The following is a 19,678-nucleotide window of genomic DNA, read 5'->3' as shown; positions in this document are numbered from 1 at the left end:
TATTCACGCAAACATTTAACGGATTATAAAAACCGAAAAGCCCCATGTTGTTTTTCCAGCTATTGGAAATCAACATGGGGCTTTTATCATCTAGACTAATTACCCTTTCGACTACAAAGCACTTAAATCAGCCGAACATGGTATTAGGAAGTAACAGTACAATCTGCGGGAAGATAATCAACAAAGCCACCGCCAAAATCATCATCAACCAGAAAGGCAGCACTCCTCGGAAGATGTCGCCTAACTCCACGTTTGGCGCAACTGATTTTACGATGAAGACATTAATACCAACAGGAGGAGAAATTAAGCCCATTTCAAGAGTCAGAACCGTCAGCACACCAAACCAAATCGGATCTATCCCTAGTGACACAATAATTGGAAAGAAAATCGGCAAGGTCAGAACCAGCATGGCGAAGCCTTCCAAAAAGCAGCCCAGCACAAGATAGATTGCAAGGATAAGAATAAGCGTTCCCGTTACTCCCAATCCCAATCCAGACAACAATTCCCCTACCGCCGAAGGAATATGACTAAGCGCCATAAATGGGTTGATCAGGTGAGCTGCAATCAAAATTAACATCACTGTCGCCGTGGTAACAACCGCGTCCCTAGACGCATGCCAAAGGGCTTTTAATGATAAGGACCGCGTTACAAATCCGACTAAGATCACAACTCCTGCGCCAACGGCAGCGGCCTCAACAGGTGAAAATAATCCACCATAAATGCCACCAATCGTCAGAAGTATCACAGCCACAATCGGCCCAGCACCTAACAAAGCTTTGCCTTTGTTACGCCAGCTTGTCGCAGGCCCAGCAGGACCGAACTCTGGACGAAACCAACAAATAACTGTGATCACTAAAATGAACAACAGCAGCAACATAATGCCAGGCAGAACACCGGCTAAAAACAATCGCCCGATACTTTGCTCGGTGAGAATCGCGTAAATAACAAATCCCGTCGACGGTGGAATGAGAATCCCCAGTGTGCCACCTGCGGCAACCACGCCAGTAGATAGCCTTTTGTCGTAATTGAAACGATCCATCTGCCCCAATGCGACTTTACCCATGGTCAATGCTGATGCAACTGACGAACCAGATAGCGCCGCAAAACCACCACAACCAATCACCGTAGCCGAAGCCAATCCGCCACGTAACTGGCCTATAATGGCATAAGCGGCGTCGTATAGTTTCTGACTCATTCCTGTGATGGAGGCGACATTTCCCATCAGAATAAACAGCGGGATAACAACCAATTCAGGTGAGGAGGCTAACGTGAAGGTTTCCGATGCCAGTAAACTGAATGCGGATCGGCTGCTATCAAGTACCGTAATACCCACAAATCCCACAGAAAACATGGCAAACGCCACTGGAATACGCAGCACCAACAGACCAAACATGATCAAGATGCCAACAAAACCAATCATTGATGCGCTCATGCAGCGTCTCCTTTGTCCGTGTCTACTTTACGAATGTCACGACCTGACAAGGTTAATTCAACAGCACGTAATGCCATTCCAGCCGCTGTGATCAAAGCAAAGACAGAAAGTCCATTTTGGAACCACGCCTTCGGTATAAGTAAAAGATTGGTCGAAAGGTTCAACATAGTTGAAATCTTAGCGCTTTCATTTACTGAGTAAGCAATGCCCACAAAGATGACAGTGCCCAGTAACGCGGAAAAAACATCGATTAAGCGGTTAAGTACCACTGGATAGTTTCGTTCGAAAAGATCAACCGAGATGTGACCACCCTGACGGTCACACAGTGCCATTGCGCCAAAGAGTAGAATAACCATGGTCATAGTAACTATGTCCTGCGATCCATAAAGTGGTGATCCCATCGCACGACCAATGACATCCGCGAGAATAATGATCACCTCAAAAATTAGACCTAAGGCGCCCAAGGCGGCGGATAGGGAAATAATCCCATCCGCCAGTTTACGAATGATAGCAAGCATGGATTACTTGCCTTCCATTGCCGCAAGTGTCGCTGCGCCATTTACGCTTTTTACATAAGACTGAACCACACCAGAAACAGCTTTGGTAAACGCCGCTCTTTCATCATCGGTTAGGTTAGTTATGGTATTTGCACTATCGGCCCGAGCCACTTCAAGCGCTTCAGTAGCCGTTTTTAGCCAAGCATCTTCCGCACTTTTAGACAGCCCAGCACCACTTGCTGCGTCAACGGCAGCCTTTTCACTCGCACTTAATCCATCATAAACTCTGCGGTTAAGTACCGTATAAAAGACAAGACGACCTAATGGCGCGCCCAGAGTGAGAGAATCAGCCACTTCGTCAAGTTTGAAGTCTTTTAGTGTTGATGCTCCTGTAATAACACCATCAATAAGGCCGGTTTGCATGGCATTATAGATCTGACTAGCTGGCATTTGCACAGGGGTTGCACCTAAGGCGCTCGCGACTTTTGCGGCAGTTGCACCAGCAACACGAATTTTAAGCCCCGCCAAATCTGCTGGTGTGCGAATCACTTTATTACGCATGATGAAAATATTAGGCTCAGAGGTCCACAATGCTAATGGTTTAGTCCCCGGAAACTCACTACTCAAATGCTTATCATACGCACGCCATAGTGCTTCGTAACCAGGCATATCTTCAGGAATCGCACCAGGTAATTCAGCTATCATTGTTTTACCAAACTGTGACGAGGTATAACCCGGTAAGCCCCAAGACATATCCGCTGCACCTTGCAAAACACGCACATATTGCTCGGCAGGCCCAGCGCCCAGCTCGCCGCCATGATATCCGCGAACAGTAAGAGAACCATTTGTGGCCGCCGACAGATCAGCATTTAACTTTTCAATCACCGATGCATTAATTGTGTGAAACGGCGGAGTGAAGCTGGCGAACTTCAATTCCTCTGCAAAAACTTGAGTGGATAATGCAATGGCCGCTGAAGTAGCAATAATGAATTTATTTAATTTCATCTCTGTTCTCCCAATGTTGCTTTAGTGCCTTACTTGAAGGCTTTGTTATTTTTGTTATGAGACTGACCGAATCAACGGACCGTCCTTTTTAAATAGAAACTCTACTCTTAATAATTTACCAAGTCTTCAAACGACTCTTTCCCTCGCGACTCTTTCCCCTGCGACTCCTTTTGCTATTTAACAGTTACTCTTTAACAGCTACCCTGTTTTGTCTGAAGTTCCTTTGTAGTGCAGTTCAATCGAACCCTGTCTTTTGGCTATTAACCACTCACCACTTACACTTGTAATTTCATCTATGAAACGACCAATAAAAATGTCTGCATTCGCTTGCACCATGCTTTCAATACCTTCGGCTTTTTTATTCGCGGCAAAAAGCACCACTCTCGATGTTACGACGACAAGACCTTCATTAATAATATTGGCTTCTATGTTCGTTAGTGCATGGCAGGTTTCCTTCGCTGGACGCGAGGTAAAAGACTCAAGAATCGCGTCGCGTCCTTCAATTTTTACGGTCGGTGCACTCGGGCGATACAGTTCGCCATCTTCGGCATAGCAATTTGCCAATTCTTGCCAACGCCCTTGATCTAGCAAATTAATCGAACGAGTTACCAGCTTTTGGCACTGCCACTCAATCAGCATATTTTCGATCGTTTGATTGCTCATAATCCCCTACTTTTTCTTTAACCATGAGTGCAGTGCCGCTGCGACATTTTCTGGATCTTCCGCCGGTGCCATGTGCCCAGCGTCGTCGATCACGACAAGTTCACTACCACTAATTTGTTGTTGGATCGCCTGATGCTGAACCACAGGGCTCCAGCTATCTTGCAAGCCGGAAAGCAGTAAAGTGGGCACCGATATTTGTGAAAGAAGCGCTTCAGCATTGGGGCGATTTATCAATGCATGAATCTGTTTTTCAAAATCTTCAACCGAATAAGACTCGACCATTTTTGTTAAATCGGCCATCAAATTTGCGTTATTTAATCCTTTAGGGGACATCATGGGGATTAGCCATTCTGTTGCTAACACTGAAATGCCACTCGTTTTCGCGGCTTCAATCAAGCGCATACGCCCCGGTATTTCTTTGTCTGACTTGGGATGAACACCTGTATTTAAAAGCGCTAGACGCGTTACCCGCTGCGGTGCAAGACGATATATTTCCAGTGCTACTCGTCCTCCCATGGAATGACCCGCCAAGGCAAAGTCACCTTCAATACTGGATAACACAGACCGAGCCATGCCGGTCAGATCATCAAACCCTGCAAAACTAATAATTTCAACGTCGGCATCATTCTCTAATTGAGCTGCGACCTTCTGCCACATTCGTTGATCACATAGCAAACCAGCTAAACAAACTAATTTGGGTCTAGTTATACGCACATTCATTGTGATTTATTCTCCCTTTTTATCAACATTTTCGTATATCAGATGACCCAGCGCCGTATTAGAAACAGGCACATGGTAATGACGATGAATTTCGTTAACCTCATGATTCAGCGCACCACGCATGATTAACCACATCACCATTTCACTCCCTTCTGTTCCGGATTCTCGAATATATTCAACTTGAGAAATCGCCCCTAGCTTCTCATAGTCACTCTTTAAATCATCCAGAAAAGCGAGGTCCCACTCTTGGTTAATCAAGCCAGCACGCTCACCCAGCAATTGATGACTCATGCCACCTGTTCCCCAAACCTGAACATTTAGGTCTTCTGGAAATTGCTCTACTGCAGCTCGAATCGCTTTACCCAAAGCTAGGCAACGATCACCCGTTGGCGCAGGATAAACCACGGTATTGACGGCCAAGGGAATAACTTGGCAAGGCCATTCTTCCACTTCTCCAAACACCATAGACAAAGGCACGGTAAGACCATGATCCACGTCCATTTCATTGACAATCGTCATGTCAAAGCCTTGCTTTATCAACGATTCGGTAATATGCCACGCTAGCTTCGGCGCGCCTTTTACCGTTGGAACAGGACGTGCACCATAACCTTCGTCTGCTGGGTGATATTCTTCCCCACAGCCAATCGCAAAAGTTGGGATTACTTTCATATCAAACGCTGTCGCGTGATCGTTGTAGACCAAGACGACCACATCTGGTTTTTGCTCGCGAATCCACTTTTTAGTGAACTGATAACCATCAAATATTGGCGCCCACTTCTCATCGCCGCTATCGCCCTTATCAATAATATGTCCCAGCAACGGAATATGAGAGGTACCTAATCCACAGGTGATTTTGGCCATTATTGCTTCTCCTCAGATGTCTTATTCACAACATAACGATTCCCTTCCGGCGAACGGCCACCACGGCGCATCATATCGATGTATTCATCAACGGATAAATCGGTCATGGTGGAAACGGCTGCCGCCACGCTTAGCCCATCGCTCGAACTGATTTTGACGAGGTAATAAATGTTGCCACCAAGGGCGATGAGTTGACTAAAATCCCGAGCAATCACGGCACTTTTTTGCGCTTCTGTCATAGGCCATTTATCTAGATAAGCACGCTCATTTTGCTTAAACGCCGTTCGATTAGACTCTTGCATTAAGGACATACAAAATTGATTGAGGTGAAAGCCTATTCTGGCCATATCGCCGTCGAAAACGGTCGTGCCAGGAATATCACTGTAAGGCTTATTGTTATTATTCATTCGCGTCTTACCTTCGCTCGTTTCTTATCCTCACTAAAGAGGAATTAACTAAGTAGAACTTATTCAATTAAAGGTACACAGAAAAAACCAACCTTACATATGCACAATCAAAAATATGGCTTAAATTTTGGTTATATCATAAATTATAAATAACGAACTTTTACTCACCACGACTTCACGAAATGACTTTTTAAAAGGAGACCAAGGATGAGCAACCCTAATTCAAATTTTCCACTGACACTCAAACAATGCCGTGTTATCAGGGAAATAATGAAGAAAGGTACCGAAAAAGAAGCAAGCTCGTCGTTAAACCTAAGTCAATCCAGTGTCTCGCGTGCACTGTCACAAGCCGAACAAGCATTGCAGGTGGATATTTTTACCCGTGGCTGGAGTGGAGCTGAACCAACGTCTGCAGGTGAAGTGGTGATCTCGTCTTGCAACAGCATTCTACAGGCGATTTCTGACACAGAGCGCCAATTGCAAAGCAACGTCACTACCTTACTAAAATTAAAAACCTACGTTGAGTGGCGACATCTACTGATCATTGAAGCCGTCGTAAAAGTAGGCAGTGCGTCTGTTGCCGCACAAACACTAGGCATGACACAACCAGCAGTCAGTAAAACATTAAAAGAAATCGAAAATATGGTGCAGCAGCCACTCTTCTCAAGAGCTCGCCGTGGTTTGATTCCACAAACTGCAGCTAAACAACTGGCTTCGTTATTCCTAAGAATTTCACCTGTGGCTCAATCGCTACAACAGAGTCTTCAATCACTGCCAAACGAGCTAACCGGCAGATTGTCCGTAGGGATGTTGTCTTTTTCCTGCCAAGATATTGTTCCCATTGCATTTGCTTCTATATTTAAACAACACTCAGGGATTCGCCTACAAGCGATGCAAGGTCCTTATCACATGCTGGCAAATGCCCTACGACAAGGTGAAATAGATTGTTTTCTGGGTCTCATGAGAAAAGGCCCGATTCACCCAGAGCTAATCGAGCTGCCATTATTACCAGCCCAATACGCTTTGATCGCTCGTGCTGATCATCCGATACACAACGACGCGAAGACACTCAATGATCTGGTCAATGAACGCTGGATTGTGGCGCGTCACGGCACGCCGATCCGAGATTATTTCGAAAGCCTGTTCCATAGCATAGACAACAAACCGCCCATTCAAGCACTGGAAATGCTGACCTTTGCCTCTTCAGAAGAACTCGTTATTCACAGCGACGCCATCGCGCTATTATTCTATGACGACTGGAATATCAACAAACTCACCCCTCGCCTAAAGCAAATCCCTATCCCACTTCCAAAACCTGAATGCACCATAGGGATAACACTGCATCGCGAACGACAATCCACCATCATTCAGACATTCATTGAAGAGTTAAAGTTAACGATTATAGACAAGCTAAAAACACAATAACCGATAACCATGAGACCGCGAATAACAAAAAGCTCCATACCATCAGCATGGAGCTTTTTTATTTCTAAGATTTACCTATCCAAACACCTTAAAAAGGATAAGGCGTTGCAGCTTGCTTAACGGTCACCCATTGCCAATGAGTATAAAGATCCCAATCCGCAGGGCCACACACCGCGCTGCCATTGCCTGATGCGCCGCAACCACCAAATGGGTTAATGCATTCATCGTTGACGGTTTGATCATTGATATGCAGTAAGCCAACATGCAACTGAGCACCAATACGTTGTGCTCGGGAAAGATCGTTCGAAATCACCGCTCCAGCTAAACCATATTGTGTGTTGTTCGCCATAGCCACAGCTTCGTCATCGTGTTTAAAGGTAACAATATTAACCACTGGACCAAAGATTTCTTCATCAAAAGAACGCATTCCCGGCTTCACATTGCTCAATACTGTTGGCGCATAGAAAGGCCCTTCGTGAGAACCACCAGCTTCTAACTTTGCGCCCGCCGCGATGGTGTCCTGAACAATAGCGTGAACTTTTTCAAGCTGACGCTGATTAATCAGCGGCCCTAAAGCAACTTGTCCAGAAGCTGGATCACCGACTGGTAAATGCTTCGCTTTTTCGACGATTTTAGCCGTTAACGCTTCTGCGATGCTTTCTTGGACTAGGATACGACCAGACGCCATGCAAATTTGTCCTTGGTGGAAATACGCACCCCAAGCAATGTTACTGGCAGCCACATCTAAATCGGCATCTTCCAAAATGATCAAGGAGCTTTTGCCACCTAACTCAAGCGACACTTTTTTCAAATTACGACCACAGGCTTCACCCACTTTTCGGCCTGCAGCAGTAGATCCAGTGAACGCTACCATACCGATCTCTGGCGCAGCACAAAGCGCTTCACCAGCTTCAACAGCACCCGGTAAGACTTGAAATACGCCTTTTGGCAAACCTGCGGCCTCCAAAGCAAGAGCAAGAATAAAACCGCCAGTGACAGGCGTTTGTGGATCTGGTTTGGTGACTACCGCATTACCTGTCGCCAAGGCTGGAGCAATAGATCGAATAGAGAGAATCATCGGAAAGTTAAAGGGAGAAATAACACCCACAACACCAATAGCCTTACGTGTCGCGTAAGACATTTTTTCGGGGACAGAAGGCAACGTTAGACCATTTGGCTCCAACGTCATATTGGCAGCCAATTGCAGAATTAGAATGGCTTCTTTTACTTCGTGCTGGCCTTTAGGAATAATACCGCCAGTTTCACGGGCAATATACAAAGCCAGTTCGTCAAAGTTTTCTTGCATGAAAGCGGCGGCTTTATGAAACAATGTAGCCTTGTCTCTTGGCGGGACTTTTAACCATTCTTTTTGCGCTTCATTGGCTCGCTGACAAGCCAAATAAACTTCATCTGCTGTAGCAATACCGACTTCACTCAAAACCTTACCTGTCGCTGGCTCCATAACGTCTTGCTTGTTTGAAGCAGCAACCCAGTCACCCGTAAAAAACTTACCAGACCATTTTTTAGATTCAAGTACAGATACTGTCATGTGTATTCTCCTATTTATTTTTATTAGCCACTGAATTTCTACTAAGACAAATCAAGCCAAGTGGAAGTTCAGTATTTTGGTTATTCATACCATTCGTACACTACAGCAATAGCTATGCCGAAATAATACTTCAGCAAATTCCATCAAAATATAAAACGCAACATATTGATAAATAAAGGTTTGTAATTTTATCAATATCGATAATCCGATATTGCATTGTATAAATATCCAACAACAACTTGACGATATCGTTAAATACAATCAAAACTAGGAAAAAGCAGTTAACCATTTCATCAACTAGATGAAAGAGGAAAAATAATAATGACGAACTCTCATCGCATTTCTTTAGCAGACTTAGCTAAAAGCAATCAAAAAATCCTACTCAAAGGCAGCTCCCGTGAACTAGATGGCCAACATGCACCCACCGTAGAGGAGCTGACAGAATGTCTGTTTTTTTCGCCTGGTGATGGTCGCATTTGGTTAGACGATCAACGCATGTTACTGATCCACAGCTCGTCGTTTGGGCTGTTGCGTCGCGAGATGATTGATTCCCTTGGTCTCGAAAAATCGCGCGACATTCTTACTCGAACAGGTTATTTATCTGGCCTAAGAGACGCAGAGCTCATTCAAAAGCGCTGGCCAGACTCAGATCCAGCCTCCATTTTCACTGCTGGCACTCATCTTCATGGGCTAGAAGGTGTCGTCAAAGTGGAAACTATTCACTTTGAATTTGACACCGAAAAAGGTGCATATGATGGTGAATTTCTTTGGCATCACAGCAGTGAAGATGAAGAACACATTGCCGCTTACGGCATTGGTAGCTCACCCGCATGCTGGATGGAATTAGGTTACGCCATCGGTTATGTCTCAGGTTTAGTAGGATCTCTGGTCATTTTTAGAGAAATAGAATGTCAATCTATGGGGCATTCGGTCTGTCGGGTTATCGGTAAATCTGCCGAACTTTGGGATAATATCGAAGACGATATTCGCTTCCTTAACGTCACTTCTCAAAATGCTGAACTGGTTACTAAACCTTCCCCTAAACTCGACCTAATGGAACCAGAACTGTTAGACGATCAGCCAAAAATGATTGGAGTTTCCGCCGCTTTTACCGCTGCTAATCATTCATTACAAAAGGTCGCACCAACCAATGCTACAGTGCTATTCACTGGCGAATCTGGAGTAGGCAAGGAGCTTTTTGCCAGTATGCTGCATAAATTCAGTCGCCAAACTGGTCCTTTTGTCGCATTTAACTGTGCTGCGATTCCTGAAAATCTCATAGAAACTGAACTGTTTGGCGTCGAAAAAGGCGCCTACACAGGAGCAACGAGTAGCCGTCCCGGTCGCTTTGAAAGAGCCAATGGCGGTACACTATTCTTAGATGAAATTGGCACACTAAGCCTAGCAGGACAGAGTAAATTATTACGTGTTTTACAAGAAAAAGAAGTCGAGCGAGTCGGCGGTATTTCAGCTATTAAAGTCAATGTAAGAGTCGTCGCTGCAACCAATGTAGACCTACGTAAAGCCATTGAAAAAGGCGAATTCCGCGAAGATTTGTTCTTTCGTTTAAACGTCTTCCCAATACATCTACCTCCGCTAAGAGAGCGAAAAGCTGACATCCCATTGCTCATTAATCACTTCTACCATCACTTTTGCCAACTGCATCAAAAAGCACCATCTGGCATGACACAAACAGCGCGACGAGCGTTATTAAATTATGGTTTTCCGGGGAATATTCGTGAGTTACAAAATCTAATGGAGCGCGGCGTGATTGCATCAGAAGAAGGTGAACCGATTGATCTTCCACATTTGTTTAGAAACGAGTTTATTCCAGAAGAAATTATCTACTCAGTGAATCACCAAGGCACCTTAAGCCATGCCGATAGCAAAAAAGAAGCGACAGAATCGCTCTTGGAACACATCACTCAATTTGTCGGTGGAAAAGATCATCTTGATATTGAAGAGCTTGAGCAAAGCTTATTACGAGAAGCCGTAGAAAACGCCCAAGGCAATTTATCTGAAGCGGCAAGACGAGTTGGCCTAAGCAGACCACAATTGGCTTATCGTCTAAAGAAGAATAAGTAAAACAAAAAAGTGGTCATTTAAAAATCAGATAAGCCTGTGATACAGCACAATCACAGGCTTATCAGCTTCCGTCGATCTACCATATTCTGAATATTTAAAGATAAGTCGAAGCTAATCCACCATCAACAGGTATATTCACGCCACATACCCAACGGGAAGCATCGGAGCAAAGAAAAGCGATCACTTCTGCCACTTCATCCGAATAAGCAGGACGTAACATACGCTCGGCGTCTTTTTGAACTCGCTCTTCCCCTAGCATGGAGACGAAATCGCCTAAAATTGGCGTAAAAACAGGACCTGGAGCCACGCAATTCATACGTACACCATGATCACGGAACCAAGTAAAAGCTTGCTGCGTTGACCAAACAATAAGAGCTTCTTTGAAATACTGATAACAGGTTTCTTGTGGAACTGGGTTCTTTTTCAGCCAAGCAGCACCTTCTTCAAAATAAGAGGTACCAGCCAATGCTTTATGCTGTTCAAGACGCTCTGGCCACTCGATACCTAACACAGAAGCCACATTGACAATACTGGCCCCTTGATTGAATCTAGGAATCAAAGCTTCACTTAAATGGCGCAACCCCAAATAATTCACGCGACCAACCAACTCGGCATCTGCAGTGCCTGGCACACCAGCGATATTACACAAGGCATCAATTTTTTCAGGCAAGGTATCAAGCGCCGTATCAATCGCCGTAGGATTACCTAAATCTATTTTTACAAAGCCATCCAACGTCATACTTGGTTCATTACGATCAATGCCAATAACTCTCGCCCCATGGAAACGAGCAAGTCTTGCTACATCGGCACCAATACCAGAAGACACACCAGTAATGACAATCGTTTTATTCGCTAATATCATATTTACTCTCCTTATTATTTTTATAAAACGTCAGAAAAAGTAGAAGGTCATTACTTTTCCTTTTGTAACAAGGAGAACTGCACGGAGTATGCCCAAACCTAAAAACAACGAAAACTTAATCATTTATCGAAATTAAGACATTGATATATATTGATTTTTTAATTAAATAGAATTAATTAAAAACATCTATAAACGCTATGAGAGGAAGGCTTGATTAATCAAATGATCAAAAAAGAAAGATAAATACATTTAAAAATTGATGATTTAAAGAATCAACAAGAACAGACATGTCATCCTCGACCCAGCTTTAACCTATGTCGAATTCGGCTCAAAGCTACCGGAGTGATACCAATGTAAGACGCAATTTGCTGCTGAGGAATAGAATCTTTTAACTCAGGATAAGCAGCACAAAAATCCAAATAGCGTCGTTCAGCGGAATGTTTTACAAAGGCATTTTCACGCTCTTCTTTGACGATAAAGATGCGTTCAAGAAATTTAGCATAGCACTCTAAAAAGCCTATATCGTGGCGCATTTGGGCATAAAAAGCTTGCCAGGTATAAGAAGACACCATGCTGTCTTCCAAGGCTTGGATACCGAACAAAACTCGTGTCTCGGTGACCATTGCCTTGGTCGAACCAATGATTCTCGGGCTCTTCGCAAAAGTTTGTGTGAACTCTTTCCCCTCATCGGAAACACTCACATAACGCACCAATCCAGAATGTAAAAAATACAAACGATTCGCAAAATCACCTTGCTGAAACAGATAATCGCCTTTGCGAATCACATGGACATCCATTGGTACCGTCAATCTTTGCCAATCAATATCGTAGCCTAATTCGTTAAAATACGCTTCGAAGCTATTTTGAAGTTGAGTTCGATCCATGGGCGAGCTTTACCTTGCTTAAATTGCCATCAATAAGAAACAGTGCGACGCCTAAAAATACAATGCCAGAAGCAAAAGGCCAATCGACCAAGCTTAATAAACGTGATTGAGTCAACGCGGTAAATAACGCAACCCAAACTGGTATTGTATAAGATATCGCAAGTAAGCGACTTGCCCCAACCGTCATGACCAAACGCTGCTGTAACACAAAGGTAAATAAGGTAGTAAACACCGTCAGATACAACACATTTATCCAGAAACCTTGCGACAACCATTGCACCTGATCAAGCTCTCCCCAAATCAACGCGATAGGCAGTAGCCAAAGCGTTCCAAACAACATAATCATGAAAGCACCGGATAATGCCCCTAACGAACGCCCCCATTTTTGTACCGACACTACATGTAAAGCCAATAAGAAACATGCCCCAACAAAAATATAATCGCCGGAATGCCACTGAAATCCGTCGTTGTCTTGTACAGAAAAACCTTGTGTAGAAAACAACACAGTCATCGCGCCGATTGAGCCAAGAACAAACCCAATGACTCGCCATAAAGGCGCGACTTCCTTGAGCCAAACTCTCGCTATCATCACACCAATTAAGGGAACAAGCGTATACAAAACAGAGGTATTCAACGGCGTTGTCGACTGCAACGCCACAAACAAACCAATAAAAAATCCCACTAATGCGCCGCTTATCACCACATAATGAAAAAGCCGCTGGCGAGAAGCGAACAACGCCTTAAACTGCTCGGTTTTATTCAACCTAGCCCGCTGCCAACTAAACAATAGCGCTGGCAACATAATTAACATCGCCAATAAAAAACGAAACGCTGAGGTAGCAACCGGACTGGCGTATTCCACCATATGACCCGATACGATAAAAGAAGACGCCATCAACCAAGCCCAAAGCAACAAGGTAAAAAATGAACTCATGACGTTATCCCGACTTTATCTTCGGTCAAAATAGGCACCAAAAAGCGAATAAAAAGGTGCTCAATCACAGCCGGTTCAAGATTGATATCAAACTCTGAGCTCAAAATATTCCCAAGGGACTCAGGGCTTTCAATCAACAGCTTTTGCTCACCTTGGCTGTCTCTAATAGTCAGCTCCGCATTCACCAAAGCGATCGTCTGGTCTTGCTTCTTCAAGGTCACCATTAGGTTCTTAAGAAACACCGCATTGGAGTTTTTATGAGAATAAAAATGCCCCAGCGCACAATCTGCATCGCTGTAAGTCGCACTATCAAAACGATAAAGGGTAAAATAGTCATCGCCCTTCACTACCTGTAAATCATATTCACCCTTACCTTTAGCGAGCATTCGATAACGGTCTAAACCAGCCACTTGCTGTGTGTTTATATCTAACCGCAATGGTGCAATCGGCCCGTTACCACCAAAACCAGTATCAACTAAATAGCTCACACCTTCTAGCGTTAACAAGGTCACACGATGCGTTCTGCCCGCTTCGCGCTCAAAATTGTTATTCAGTACTCTTGCCAACTTAAGCTGCACGTCATAACCCAAGGCTTTTAATAGCTCAAACGTTAGCTTGTTATGTTCAAAGCAATAACCGCCCAAACTACGAGTCACTATTTTCTGGCTGATCGCGTCAAGATCCAAAGAAATATCTTCACCCAACACCACCGCCAAGCTATTGAAACTATAACGAGCCACATGCTCAGCCTGCAGGGCTTGAACAAACTTAATATTTGGCTGCTCTGGTACAACCAAACCTAGGTCAGATAGATAATTTTGTAGACTGGATGATAACGGCATATTTCACTTCCTTAATAATCAACATACATGGAATACGACCAAGACTACTGCAAAAAAAAAGAGAAAAAATTAACCTAGGTTAACTCCTTCTCTTTTTTAGACATCAGGGATAAAATTAATGATCTTTATATGAAAGACATAGTTTATTTTTTAGCACTTTTATATCTGTAATAAAAAGGAAGCAGTATAGAAACTACAGATAGAAGAATAAAACCAAGACTAATAGGATGACTAAAAAATATAGTCCAATCACTATCGTACATTGCCATGCTTCGTCTAAAATTAGATTCAACCATATAGCCCAATATCATACCTAAGACAACAGGTGCAGAACTAAACCCATAACGATTCAAAAAGTAACCAAATATCCCAAAGAATAATAAAATCCAAGCCGATGTTAGAGAACCACTGATTCCATAAGCTCCTACGATACACATAACCAATATAAACGGCATAAGGAAAGATCGAGGAATTTGTAGAACTTTCACAAACAGTTTTATTCCAACTGCTTGAAAGCAAAACATAAAAATATTTGCAATTAGAAACGCAATAATAATTCCATAAGCGATATCAGCATGATCCTGAAACAATAATGGCCCAGGCTGTAATCCATGTATAAGAAGTCCGCCCATTAACACTGCGGCAGAAGCATCCCCAGGAATACCTAATGTCATCATTGGAATTAATGCACCGCCGGTCATACCATTATTAGCAGATTCACACGCAACAATTCCTTCATTATGGCCTGTTTGAAATTTTTCCGGTGTCTTTGATTGTCTTTTAGCAACATCGTAAGCTAAAAAAGAAGCAATACTTCCTCCGGCCCCAGGAACAGCACCGACCAAAGAACCAATTACAGAACTAACAGACCAAACTCGCCACAGACCAAAAGTTTCCTTAAAGCGAGGATAAGCATTATCCACTTTAATTTTTACTTCTGCGCCCTTAGCATTTCGACTCGAAACAATATCGCCAATAATTTGGGACAACGCAAACAAACCTATTAGTGCAGGCATGAAGTCTACACCACCAATTAAATCGGGAATATCCGCAGTGAGTCTAACTATACCACTCAATGAATCAATCCCAATCAAGGAAATCAATACGCCAATAAGGCCTGCAACCAATCCTTTCACAATTGATTGCCCTGAAACTGATGCAATAATAGTTAAACCAAAAATACCTAATGAAAAATACTCTACGGCACTAAATTCAAGAGCAGCTTTGGCAATAATAGGTGACAATAATGCAAAAACTAAAACACTAATTATTCCGCCAATAAAAGAAGCGACAACACATAGACCTAAAGCTCTTCCTGGCTCTCCTCTTTTCGACATTGGATAAGCATCCAGTGTGGTTGCAACAGAAGAGGGAGTACCAGGTATATTTAACAAAGCAGCAGGTATCGACCCTCCAGATATAGCACCACAATACATACCAAACAACATCCCCATACCACTGATAGGCTGCATACTAAATGTCAATGGCAATAAAAGAGCAATCCCCATAGTAGCTGTCAGGCCGGGTAAAGAACCAAAAATCAGCCCTAAAACAGTACCAGCAGCAATAGCAAGAAAGATGGTTGGTTCTAAAAAAGCGTCAAACGAATGAACAAATTGCATAAACATAATAATCCACCTTTAACTACGGCAAACTCATTTTAAAAAGAACCGAGAAGACAAAATAAATTGAAAGCGTCGCTATAAAAGAAAACAGAGCTGACACCAAATAAGATTTATAGTTAAAGCCTCCACTGTTTAAAAGGTAACTATTAAGCCGCTGAAATAAAAATAAGAAAATTATTGTCGAAGCAAAAAAACCTATTAGAGATAAGATAAATATATAAACAAAAATCAATAATAAAGTTCCAGCTAATGCAAAAAACTCAGCACGACTAAAAAATAGCTTTTCACTTTTTTCTCTAAATTCTATAACAAACAAATAAGAAACAAGAAATAAGATCAAGACACAAATAACAATAGGAAGAAAAGCTGCCCCTGGATCATTTTCTACACCTATTCCTGAAGGAATATCCCAAGATAGTTTTAAGAAAAAACCGGCGCCAGCCATGAGAAAAAGATAAAAAACATGTTGTTCTTTCAAGTGAAACATATTGTCACCTAAATAGTTAAAATATGGTCAGGTGTCTAACATCCACCTGACCTTTTATACTTATTTTTTCAAGTTATGAGCCGTATTAATAAAAGACTCGGCTAACAGTGACATCCATTTGTCTAAATTTTCACCTGATTTTTGAAAATCAACTTGACCTCCCTGAGTAGCAATCAGCTGCTGAAATTTTTCATCCTTGACTGCATGCTCTAGGGCTTTATTCCAAGCCACTTTTACTTCATCACTCACTCCAGCAGGTGCTGCAATGCCTCGCCAATTGGTCAAATTTAAATCTATACCAGTTTCTTGTAACGTAGGAACATCTGGGTACTCGCTGAGACGCTTGCTACCCAAAGAAAGTAATGGTTTCAATTTTCCAGATTTAATACCAGAAGATAGATCACCTAGGTTCAACATTAATGCATCAATATGCCCTCCCATTGCAGCAACTACAGCCTTAGAAGAACCATCATGAGGGATTTGTTTAGCTTGATAACCTGCAACATTCGCTAGTATCTGACTAGCAACATGAGTTGATCCGCCATAACCTGAGAAACCAAATTTAATTTTATTTGGATGCTCTTCCATATCTTTTAATAAGTCATTCCAACTATTCCATGGGCCATCAGCACGAACGGCTACAATATAATCTTCCGTTAAGATATTGCCTAAATAATCAAAATCTTTGTACTTGTAAGTAGCATTCCCCATGCCCTCTGTAGCAAAAATTACATTATTAGGAATTGTCACGGTATAACCATCAGGCTTAGCATGTACTAACTGAGTAAAACCTAGAATACCACCGCCGCCAGGGACATTTTTCACGATAACGGTTTGACCTAGCGACTCTTCCAATGCAGGCTGTAGGGCCCTAGCCAAAACATCGGTACCGCCACCAGCACCATAAGGAATCAACATAGTAATGGTTTTTTCAGGATAAGCTGCGTATGAACTCTGAGCTAGGACAGCCCCAGCGAGAGTAAGAGAGAGCGAAAGTAACTTTATATGCTTTTTCATGCTTAATGCCTTTTATTTTGTTTGTTGGTCTTTGCATTAATGTGCCTAAACACACATTATTAATTTTTCCATTTCATAATTTGCTACTAGTCATTTAGTAGACAGATTGGTCTGACTGCACTGCAGACTTACCAAATTCAAATTCCTCTGCACGCTTCCTGATCGCTTGCATCATGAGTGATACATCTAACCCAACAGCAACAAATCCTACGCCTAATTCCATGTACCTTTTTGCCTGCGCAGAATCACTGGTTAACGTACCTGCTGATTTTCCACTCGCTATTATTTTTCGAATACTTTCTTCAATCGCCTGCTTGACCTCAGGATGACTGGGATTGCCAACATGCCCCATAGACGCGGCTAAATCCGCAGGCCCAATAAAAACACCATCAACACCTTCAACGGCACAAATAGATTCTAAATTTTCAAGGGCGGTAACAGACTCAACCTGAACCAATACACAAATATCTTGATTGGCGTTATGAACATAATCCGTTATGCCATTCCATAAAGACGCTCTTGCTGCAGCGGCACCAACCCCCCTCGTTCCAAAAGGAGGATAACGAGTCGACTTAACAATCGCCTCTGCTTGCTCAGCACTTTGCACCATAGGTATAAGTAAAGTCTGTGCACCAACATCCAATATTTGCTTAATAAAAGTGGGATTATCATCAGCTAGACGCACGACTGGATGAGAAGAATAAGGAGCAATAGCTTGTAATTGTAAAAGCATCGATTGCAAGTTATTAGGTGCATGCTCTCCGTCAATCAAAAGCCACTGAAACCCAACAGAAGCACACATTTCAGCACTGTATGAGCTCCCCATTGAAAGCCAGAACCCAACCTGCTGTTCTCCTCTGGATAAAGCTTGTTTAAATTCGTTAGTTTTTTTTATTTTCATAACAACCTCTTAAGAAAGATTTCCTTGGCATAAATATTTAATATGCAGGTAATCATCTAATCCATATTTAGAGCCTTCTCGACCATAACCAGATTCTTTAACACCTCCAAATGGGGCTGAATCTGCCGCAATAGCTCCTTCGTTAATACCTACAATCCCTGTTTCTAATGCACTGGCAAGTCGCCAAATACGGCTAACATTTTCAGAGTAAAAATAAGCAGCTAAGCCAAAAGGAGTATCATTGGCTTGTTCTATGACTTCTTGTTCATTATCAAAACAAAATAATGGAGCAACTGGACCAAACGTCTCTTCCTGACAAAGAACGGCATTTTTACTCACATTCCCTAGCACTGTGGGAGCAATATAATTAGGGCCATCAGATATTCGAACCCTATTTCCACCAACTAATACCCTTGCACCTTTCTGTACAGCATCGTCGATATGAGACAGTATCTTGTCTACTGCTCTCTCATTTATCATTGGGCCAATTTCACTATCTAATTCGCTGGCAGGGCCAACTTTTAGAGCACGAACTTTCTCCACTAATTTTGCAGCAAATTCGTCATAAACCTTTGCTTGCACATAAACTCGATTAGGGCACACACAGGTTTGACCACCGTTACGAAATTTCGCTGCCATTAAGCCTGACACTGCAGCGTCTAAATCTGCATCTTCGAAGACAATAAAAGGTGCATTACCTCCAAGTTCTAAAGAAAGTTTTTTCAACGTTGCCGCTGAGGCTTGAGCCAAATGCTTACCAACTGGTGTTGAACCAGTAAAACTGATTTTACGAACTCGACTATCTTGCAACCAGTTGTTCACCATCGCTGGTGTATTATTACGAGATGAACACACTATATTAATCACACCACTAGGAATTCCAGCGACCTCGGCCAGCTTAACCAAGGCAAGCGATGTAAGCGGAGTGTCTTCTGCTGGTTTAGCGACGACAGTACAACCAGCAGCCAAAGCTGGTGCGATTTTTCGAGTAATCATGGCAGCAGGGAAGTTCCATGGTGTTATGACTGCAGTGACACCAACAGGCTCTTTAATCGCCATCATTTTTCGACCAACTACAGGAGATTCGATTAAATCTCCCTCAATTCGAGGAGCTTGTTCGGCAAACCATTCAACATAACTTGCTGCATAGCTAATCTCACCCTTAGCCTCGGCTAATGGCTTACCTTGCTCTAACGAAATGAGCCCAGCTAACGTATCCAAATTAGCTAAAATCAAAGCATGCCAAGCCTTTAGATACTGAGCTCGCTTTCTTGCAGGCACGAACCGCCATGTTAAAAAAGCCTGACACGCTGCATCAACGGCAGCCGAAGCATCACTAGCATCGCTATCTGGAACATGAGCAATCACTCCTTGATTAGCAGGATTCAAAACCTCAAACGTTTGCTCTGAGTGAGCCGTTGTCCAAACTCCCGCGATATAGTTTTGATTCGTAATTGTATGTTGACTCATGCAATTGATTCC

General features: G+C 42.9%; 19 protein-coding genes. 2 read left to right on the top strand and 17 right to left on the bottom strand.

What is annotated here, in order from left to right; genetic code table 11:
* Positions 1–127: 127 nt before the first annotated feature.
* The 7 genes from BUA59_RS05920 to ligA all read right to left on the bottom strand — a co-directional run bounded on the left by BUA59_RS05920 (position 128) and on the right by ligA (position 5,585).
* Entirely contained in the window at positions 128–1,432 is a 1,305-nt protein-coding gene (locus BUA59_RS05920; protein ID WP_072838809.1) for a TRAP transporter large permease, read from the bottom strand.
* Positions 1,429–1,950 (bottom strand): TRAP transporter small permease, encoded by a 522-nt coding sequence (locus BUA59_RS05915; RefSeq protein ID WP_072838808.1) that lies wholly within the window; start codon positions 1,948–1,950, stop codon positions 1,429–1,431. Before BUA59_RS05915 ends, BUA59_RS05920 begins: the two co-directional genes overlap by 4 nt.
* 3 nt (positions 1,951–1,953) lie before the next feature.
* Positions 1,954–2,934, bottom strand: coding sequence for a TRAP transporter substrate-binding protein (locus BUA59_RS05910; RefSeq protein WP_011978343.1), 981 nt, complete (start codon positions 2,932–2,934; stop codon positions 1,954–1,956).
* Positions 2,935–3,132: 198 nt separating this feature from the next.
* A complete protein-coding gene (locus BUA59_RS05905; protein ID WP_072838807.1) occupies positions 3,133–3,597 on the bottom strand; it encodes a nuclear transport factor 2 family protein in 465 nt (154 codons plus the stop codon).
* Between the two features lie 6 nt (positions 3,598–3,603).
* Positions 3,604–4,317, bottom strand: coding sequence for an alpha/beta fold hydrolase (locus BUA59_RS05900; protein ID WP_072838806.1), 714 nt, complete (start codon positions 4,315–4,317; stop codon positions 3,604–3,606).
* A 6-nt stretch (positions 4,318–4,323) separates the two neighbouring features.
* Positions 4,324–5,178 carry a class III extradiol dioxygenase subunit beta gene (locus BUA59_RS05895; protein WP_011978340.1) on the bottom strand — a complete coding sequence of 285 codons (855 nt, stop codon included), beginning with the start codon at positions 5,176–5,178 and terminating at the stop codon, positions 4,324–4,326.
* Positions 5,178–5,585 carry a protocatechuate 4,5-dioxygenase subunit alpha gene (gene ligA / locus BUA59_RS05890; protein ID WP_072838805.1) on the bottom strand — a complete coding sequence of 136 codons (408 nt, stop codon included), beginning with the start codon at positions 5,583–5,585 and terminating at the stop codon, positions 5,178–5,180. Before ligA ends, BUA59_RS05895 begins: the two co-directional genes overlap by 1 nt.
* Before the next feature lie 207 nt (positions 5,586–5,792).
* Here ligA and BUA59_RS05885 point away from each other — a divergent pair, with 207 nt between their 5' ends.
* Entirely contained in the window at positions 5,793–7,010 is a 1,218-nt protein-coding gene (locus BUA59_RS05885) for a LysR family transcriptional regulator (RefSeq protein WP_072838804.1), read from the top strand.
* Between the two features lie 88 nt (positions 7,011–7,098).
* Here BUA59_RS05885 and BUA59_RS05880 read toward each other — a convergent pair whose 3' ends face one another.
* On the bottom strand, positions 7,099–8,559 hold the full coding sequence (locus tag BUA59_RS05880; protein ID WP_072838803.1) for a benzaldehyde dehydrogenase: 1,461 nt from the start codon (positions 8,557–8,559) through the stop codon (positions 7,099–7,101).
* Between the two features lie 321 nt (positions 8,560–8,880).
* Here BUA59_RS05880 and BUA59_RS05875 point away from each other — a divergent pair, with 321 nt between their 5' ends.
* Positions 8,881–10,644, top strand: coding sequence for a sigma-54-dependent Fis family transcriptional regulator (locus BUA59_RS05875; RefSeq protein ID WP_072838802.1), 1,764 nt, complete (start codon positions 8,881–8,883; stop codon positions 10,642–10,644).
* A gap of 94 nt (positions 10,645–10,738) precedes the next feature.
* On the opposite strand, the gene BUA59_RS05870 is transcribed toward BUA59_RS05875, so the two are convergent.
* From BUA59_RS05870 to BUA59_RS05830, 9 genes are all read right to left on the bottom strand, one after another.
* Positions 10,739–11,506 carry a coniferyl-alcohol dehydrogenase gene (locus BUA59_RS05870; RefSeq protein WP_072838801.1) on the bottom strand — a complete coding sequence of 256 codons (768 nt, stop codon included), beginning with the start codon at positions 11,504–11,506 and terminating at the stop codon, positions 10,739–10,741.
* Between the two features lie 290 nt (positions 11,507–11,796).
* Positions 11,797–12,390, bottom strand: a complete 594-nt coding sequence (locus BUA59_RS05865; RefSeq protein ID WP_072838800.1) for a Crp/Fnr family transcriptional regulator — start codon at positions 12,388–12,390, stop codon at positions 11,797–11,799.
* Positions 12,365–13,324, bottom strand: coding sequence for a DMT family transporter (locus BUA59_RS05860; protein ID WP_072838799.1), 960 nt, complete (start codon positions 13,322–13,324; stop codon positions 12,365–12,367). Before BUA59_RS05860 ends, BUA59_RS05865 begins: the two co-directional genes overlap by 26 nt.
* Positions 13,321–14,166, bottom strand: a complete 846-nt coding sequence (locus BUA59_RS05855; protein ID WP_072838798.1) for an arylamine N-acetyltransferase family protein — start codon at positions 14,164–14,166, stop codon at positions 13,321–13,323. The genes BUA59_RS05860 and BUA59_RS05855 overlap by 4 nt, the downstream gene beginning before the upstream one ends.
* A gap of 143 nt (positions 14,167–14,309) precedes the next feature.
* Positions 14,310–15,794, bottom strand: a complete 1,485-nt coding sequence (locus BUA59_RS05850) for a tripartite tricarboxylate transporter permease (RefSeq protein ID WP_072838797.1) — start codon at positions 15,792–15,794, stop codon at positions 14,310–14,312.
* 16 nt (positions 15,795–15,810) lie between these two features.
* A complete protein-coding gene (locus tag BUA59_RS05845; RefSeq protein WP_011978330.1) occupies positions 15,811–16,278 on the bottom strand; it encodes a tripartite tricarboxylate transporter TctB family protein in 468 nt (155 codons plus the stop codon).
* Positions 16,279–16,338: 60 nt separating this feature from the next.
* Positions 16,339–17,295 carry a tripartite tricarboxylate transporter substrate binding protein gene (locus tag BUA59_RS05840; protein WP_011978329.1) on the bottom strand — a complete coding sequence of 319 codons (957 nt, stop codon included), beginning with the start codon at positions 17,293–17,295 and terminating at the stop codon, positions 16,339–16,341.
* A 94-nt stretch (positions 17,296–17,389) separates the two neighbouring features.
* Positions 17,390–18,196: a 4-hydroxy-2-oxoheptanedioate aldolase gene (hpaI, locus tag BUA59_RS05835; RefSeq protein WP_072838796.1), complete on the bottom strand. Its 807-nt coding sequence runs from the start codon at positions 18,194–18,196 to the stop codon at positions 17,390–17,392.
* Between the two features lie 9 nt (positions 18,197–18,205).
* Positions 18,206–19,666, bottom strand: coding sequence for an NAD-dependent succinate-semialdehyde dehydrogenase (locus BUA59_RS05830; RefSeq protein WP_072838795.1), 1,461 nt, complete (start codon positions 19,664–19,666; stop codon positions 18,206–18,208).
* Positions 19,667–19,678: the final 12 nt, after the last annotated feature.

This window comes from Marinomonas polaris DSM 16579, from assembly GCF_900129155.1.
GTDB classification, from domain to species: domain Bacteria; phylum Pseudomonadota; class Gammaproteobacteria; order Pseudomonadales; family Marinomonadaceae; genus Marinomonas; species Marinomonas polaris.
This window is presented reverse-complemented; position numbering and strand designations above follow the sequence as displayed.

Coding starts and splice junctions, on each gene's coding strand:
- BUA59_RS05920 (WP_072838809.1), bottom strand. CDS start 1,432: ATGAGCGCATCAATGATTGGTTTTGTTGGCATCTTGATCATGTTTGGT.
- BUA59_RS05845 (WP_011978330.1), bottom strand. CDS start 16,278: ATGTTTCACTTGAAAGAACAACATGTTTTTTATCTTTTTCTCATGGCT.
- BUA59_RS05830 (WP_072838795.1), bottom strand. CDS start 19,666: ATGAGTCAACATACAATTACGAATCAAAACTATATCGCGGGAGTTTGG.
- BUA59_RS05865 (WP_072838800.1), bottom strand. CDS start 12,390: ATGGATCGAACTCAACTTCAAAATAGCTTCGAAGCGTATTTTAACGAA.
- BUA59_RS05840 (WP_011978329.1), bottom strand. CDS start 17,295: ATGAAAAAGCATATAAAGTTACTTTCGCTCTCTCTTACTCTCGCTGGG.
- BUA59_RS05910 (WP_011978343.1), bottom strand. CDS start 2,934: ATGAAATTAAATAAATTCATTATTGCTACTTCAGCGGCCATTGCATTA.
- BUA59_RS05905 (WP_072838807.1), bottom strand. CDS start 3,597: ATGAGCAATCAAACGATCGAAAATATGCTGATTGAGTGGCAGTGCCAA.
- BUA59_RS05875 (WP_072838802.1), top strand. CDS start 8,881: ATGACGAACTCTCATCGCATTTCTTTAGCAGACTTAGCTAAAAGCAAT.
- BUA59_RS05860 (WP_072838799.1), bottom strand. CDS start 13,324: ATGAGTTCATTTTTTACCTTGTTGCTTTGGGCTTGGTTGATGGCGTCT.
- BUA59_RS05870 (WP_072838801.1), bottom strand. CDS start 11,506: ATGATATTAGCGAATAAAACGATTGTCATTACTGGTGTGTCTTCTGGT.
- hpaI (WP_072838796.1), bottom strand. CDS start 18,196: ATGAAAATAAAAAAAACTAACGAATTTAAACAAGCTTTATCCAGAGGA.
- BUA59_RS05880 (WP_072838803.1), bottom strand. CDS start 8,559: ATGACAGTATCTGTACTTGAATCTAAAAAATGGTCTGGTAAGTTTTTT.
- ligA (WP_072838805.1), bottom strand. CDS start 5,585: ATGAATAATAACAATAAGCCTTACAGTGATATTCCTGGCACGACCGTT.
- BUA59_RS05900 (WP_072838806.1), bottom strand. CDS start 4,317: ATGAATGTGCGTATAACTAGACCCAAATTAGTTTGTTTAGCTGGTTTG.
- BUA59_RS05895 (WP_011978340.1), bottom strand. CDS start 5,178: ATGGCCAAAATCACCTGTGGATTAGGTACCTCTCATATTCCGTTGCTG.
- BUA59_RS05855 (WP_072838798.1), bottom strand. CDS start 14,166: ATGCCGTTATCATCCAGTCTACAAAATTATCTATCTGACCTAGGTTTG.
- BUA59_RS05885 (WP_072838804.1), top strand. CDS start 5,793: ATGAGCAACCCTAATTCAAATTTTCCACTGACACTCAAACAATGCCGT.
- BUA59_RS05915 (WP_072838808.1), bottom strand. CDS start 1,950: ATGCTTGCTATCATTCGTAAACTGGCGGATGGGATTATTTCCCTATCC.
- BUA59_RS05850 (WP_072838797.1), bottom strand. CDS start 15,794: ATGTTTATGCAATTTGTTCATTCGTTTGACGCTTTTTTAGAACCAACC.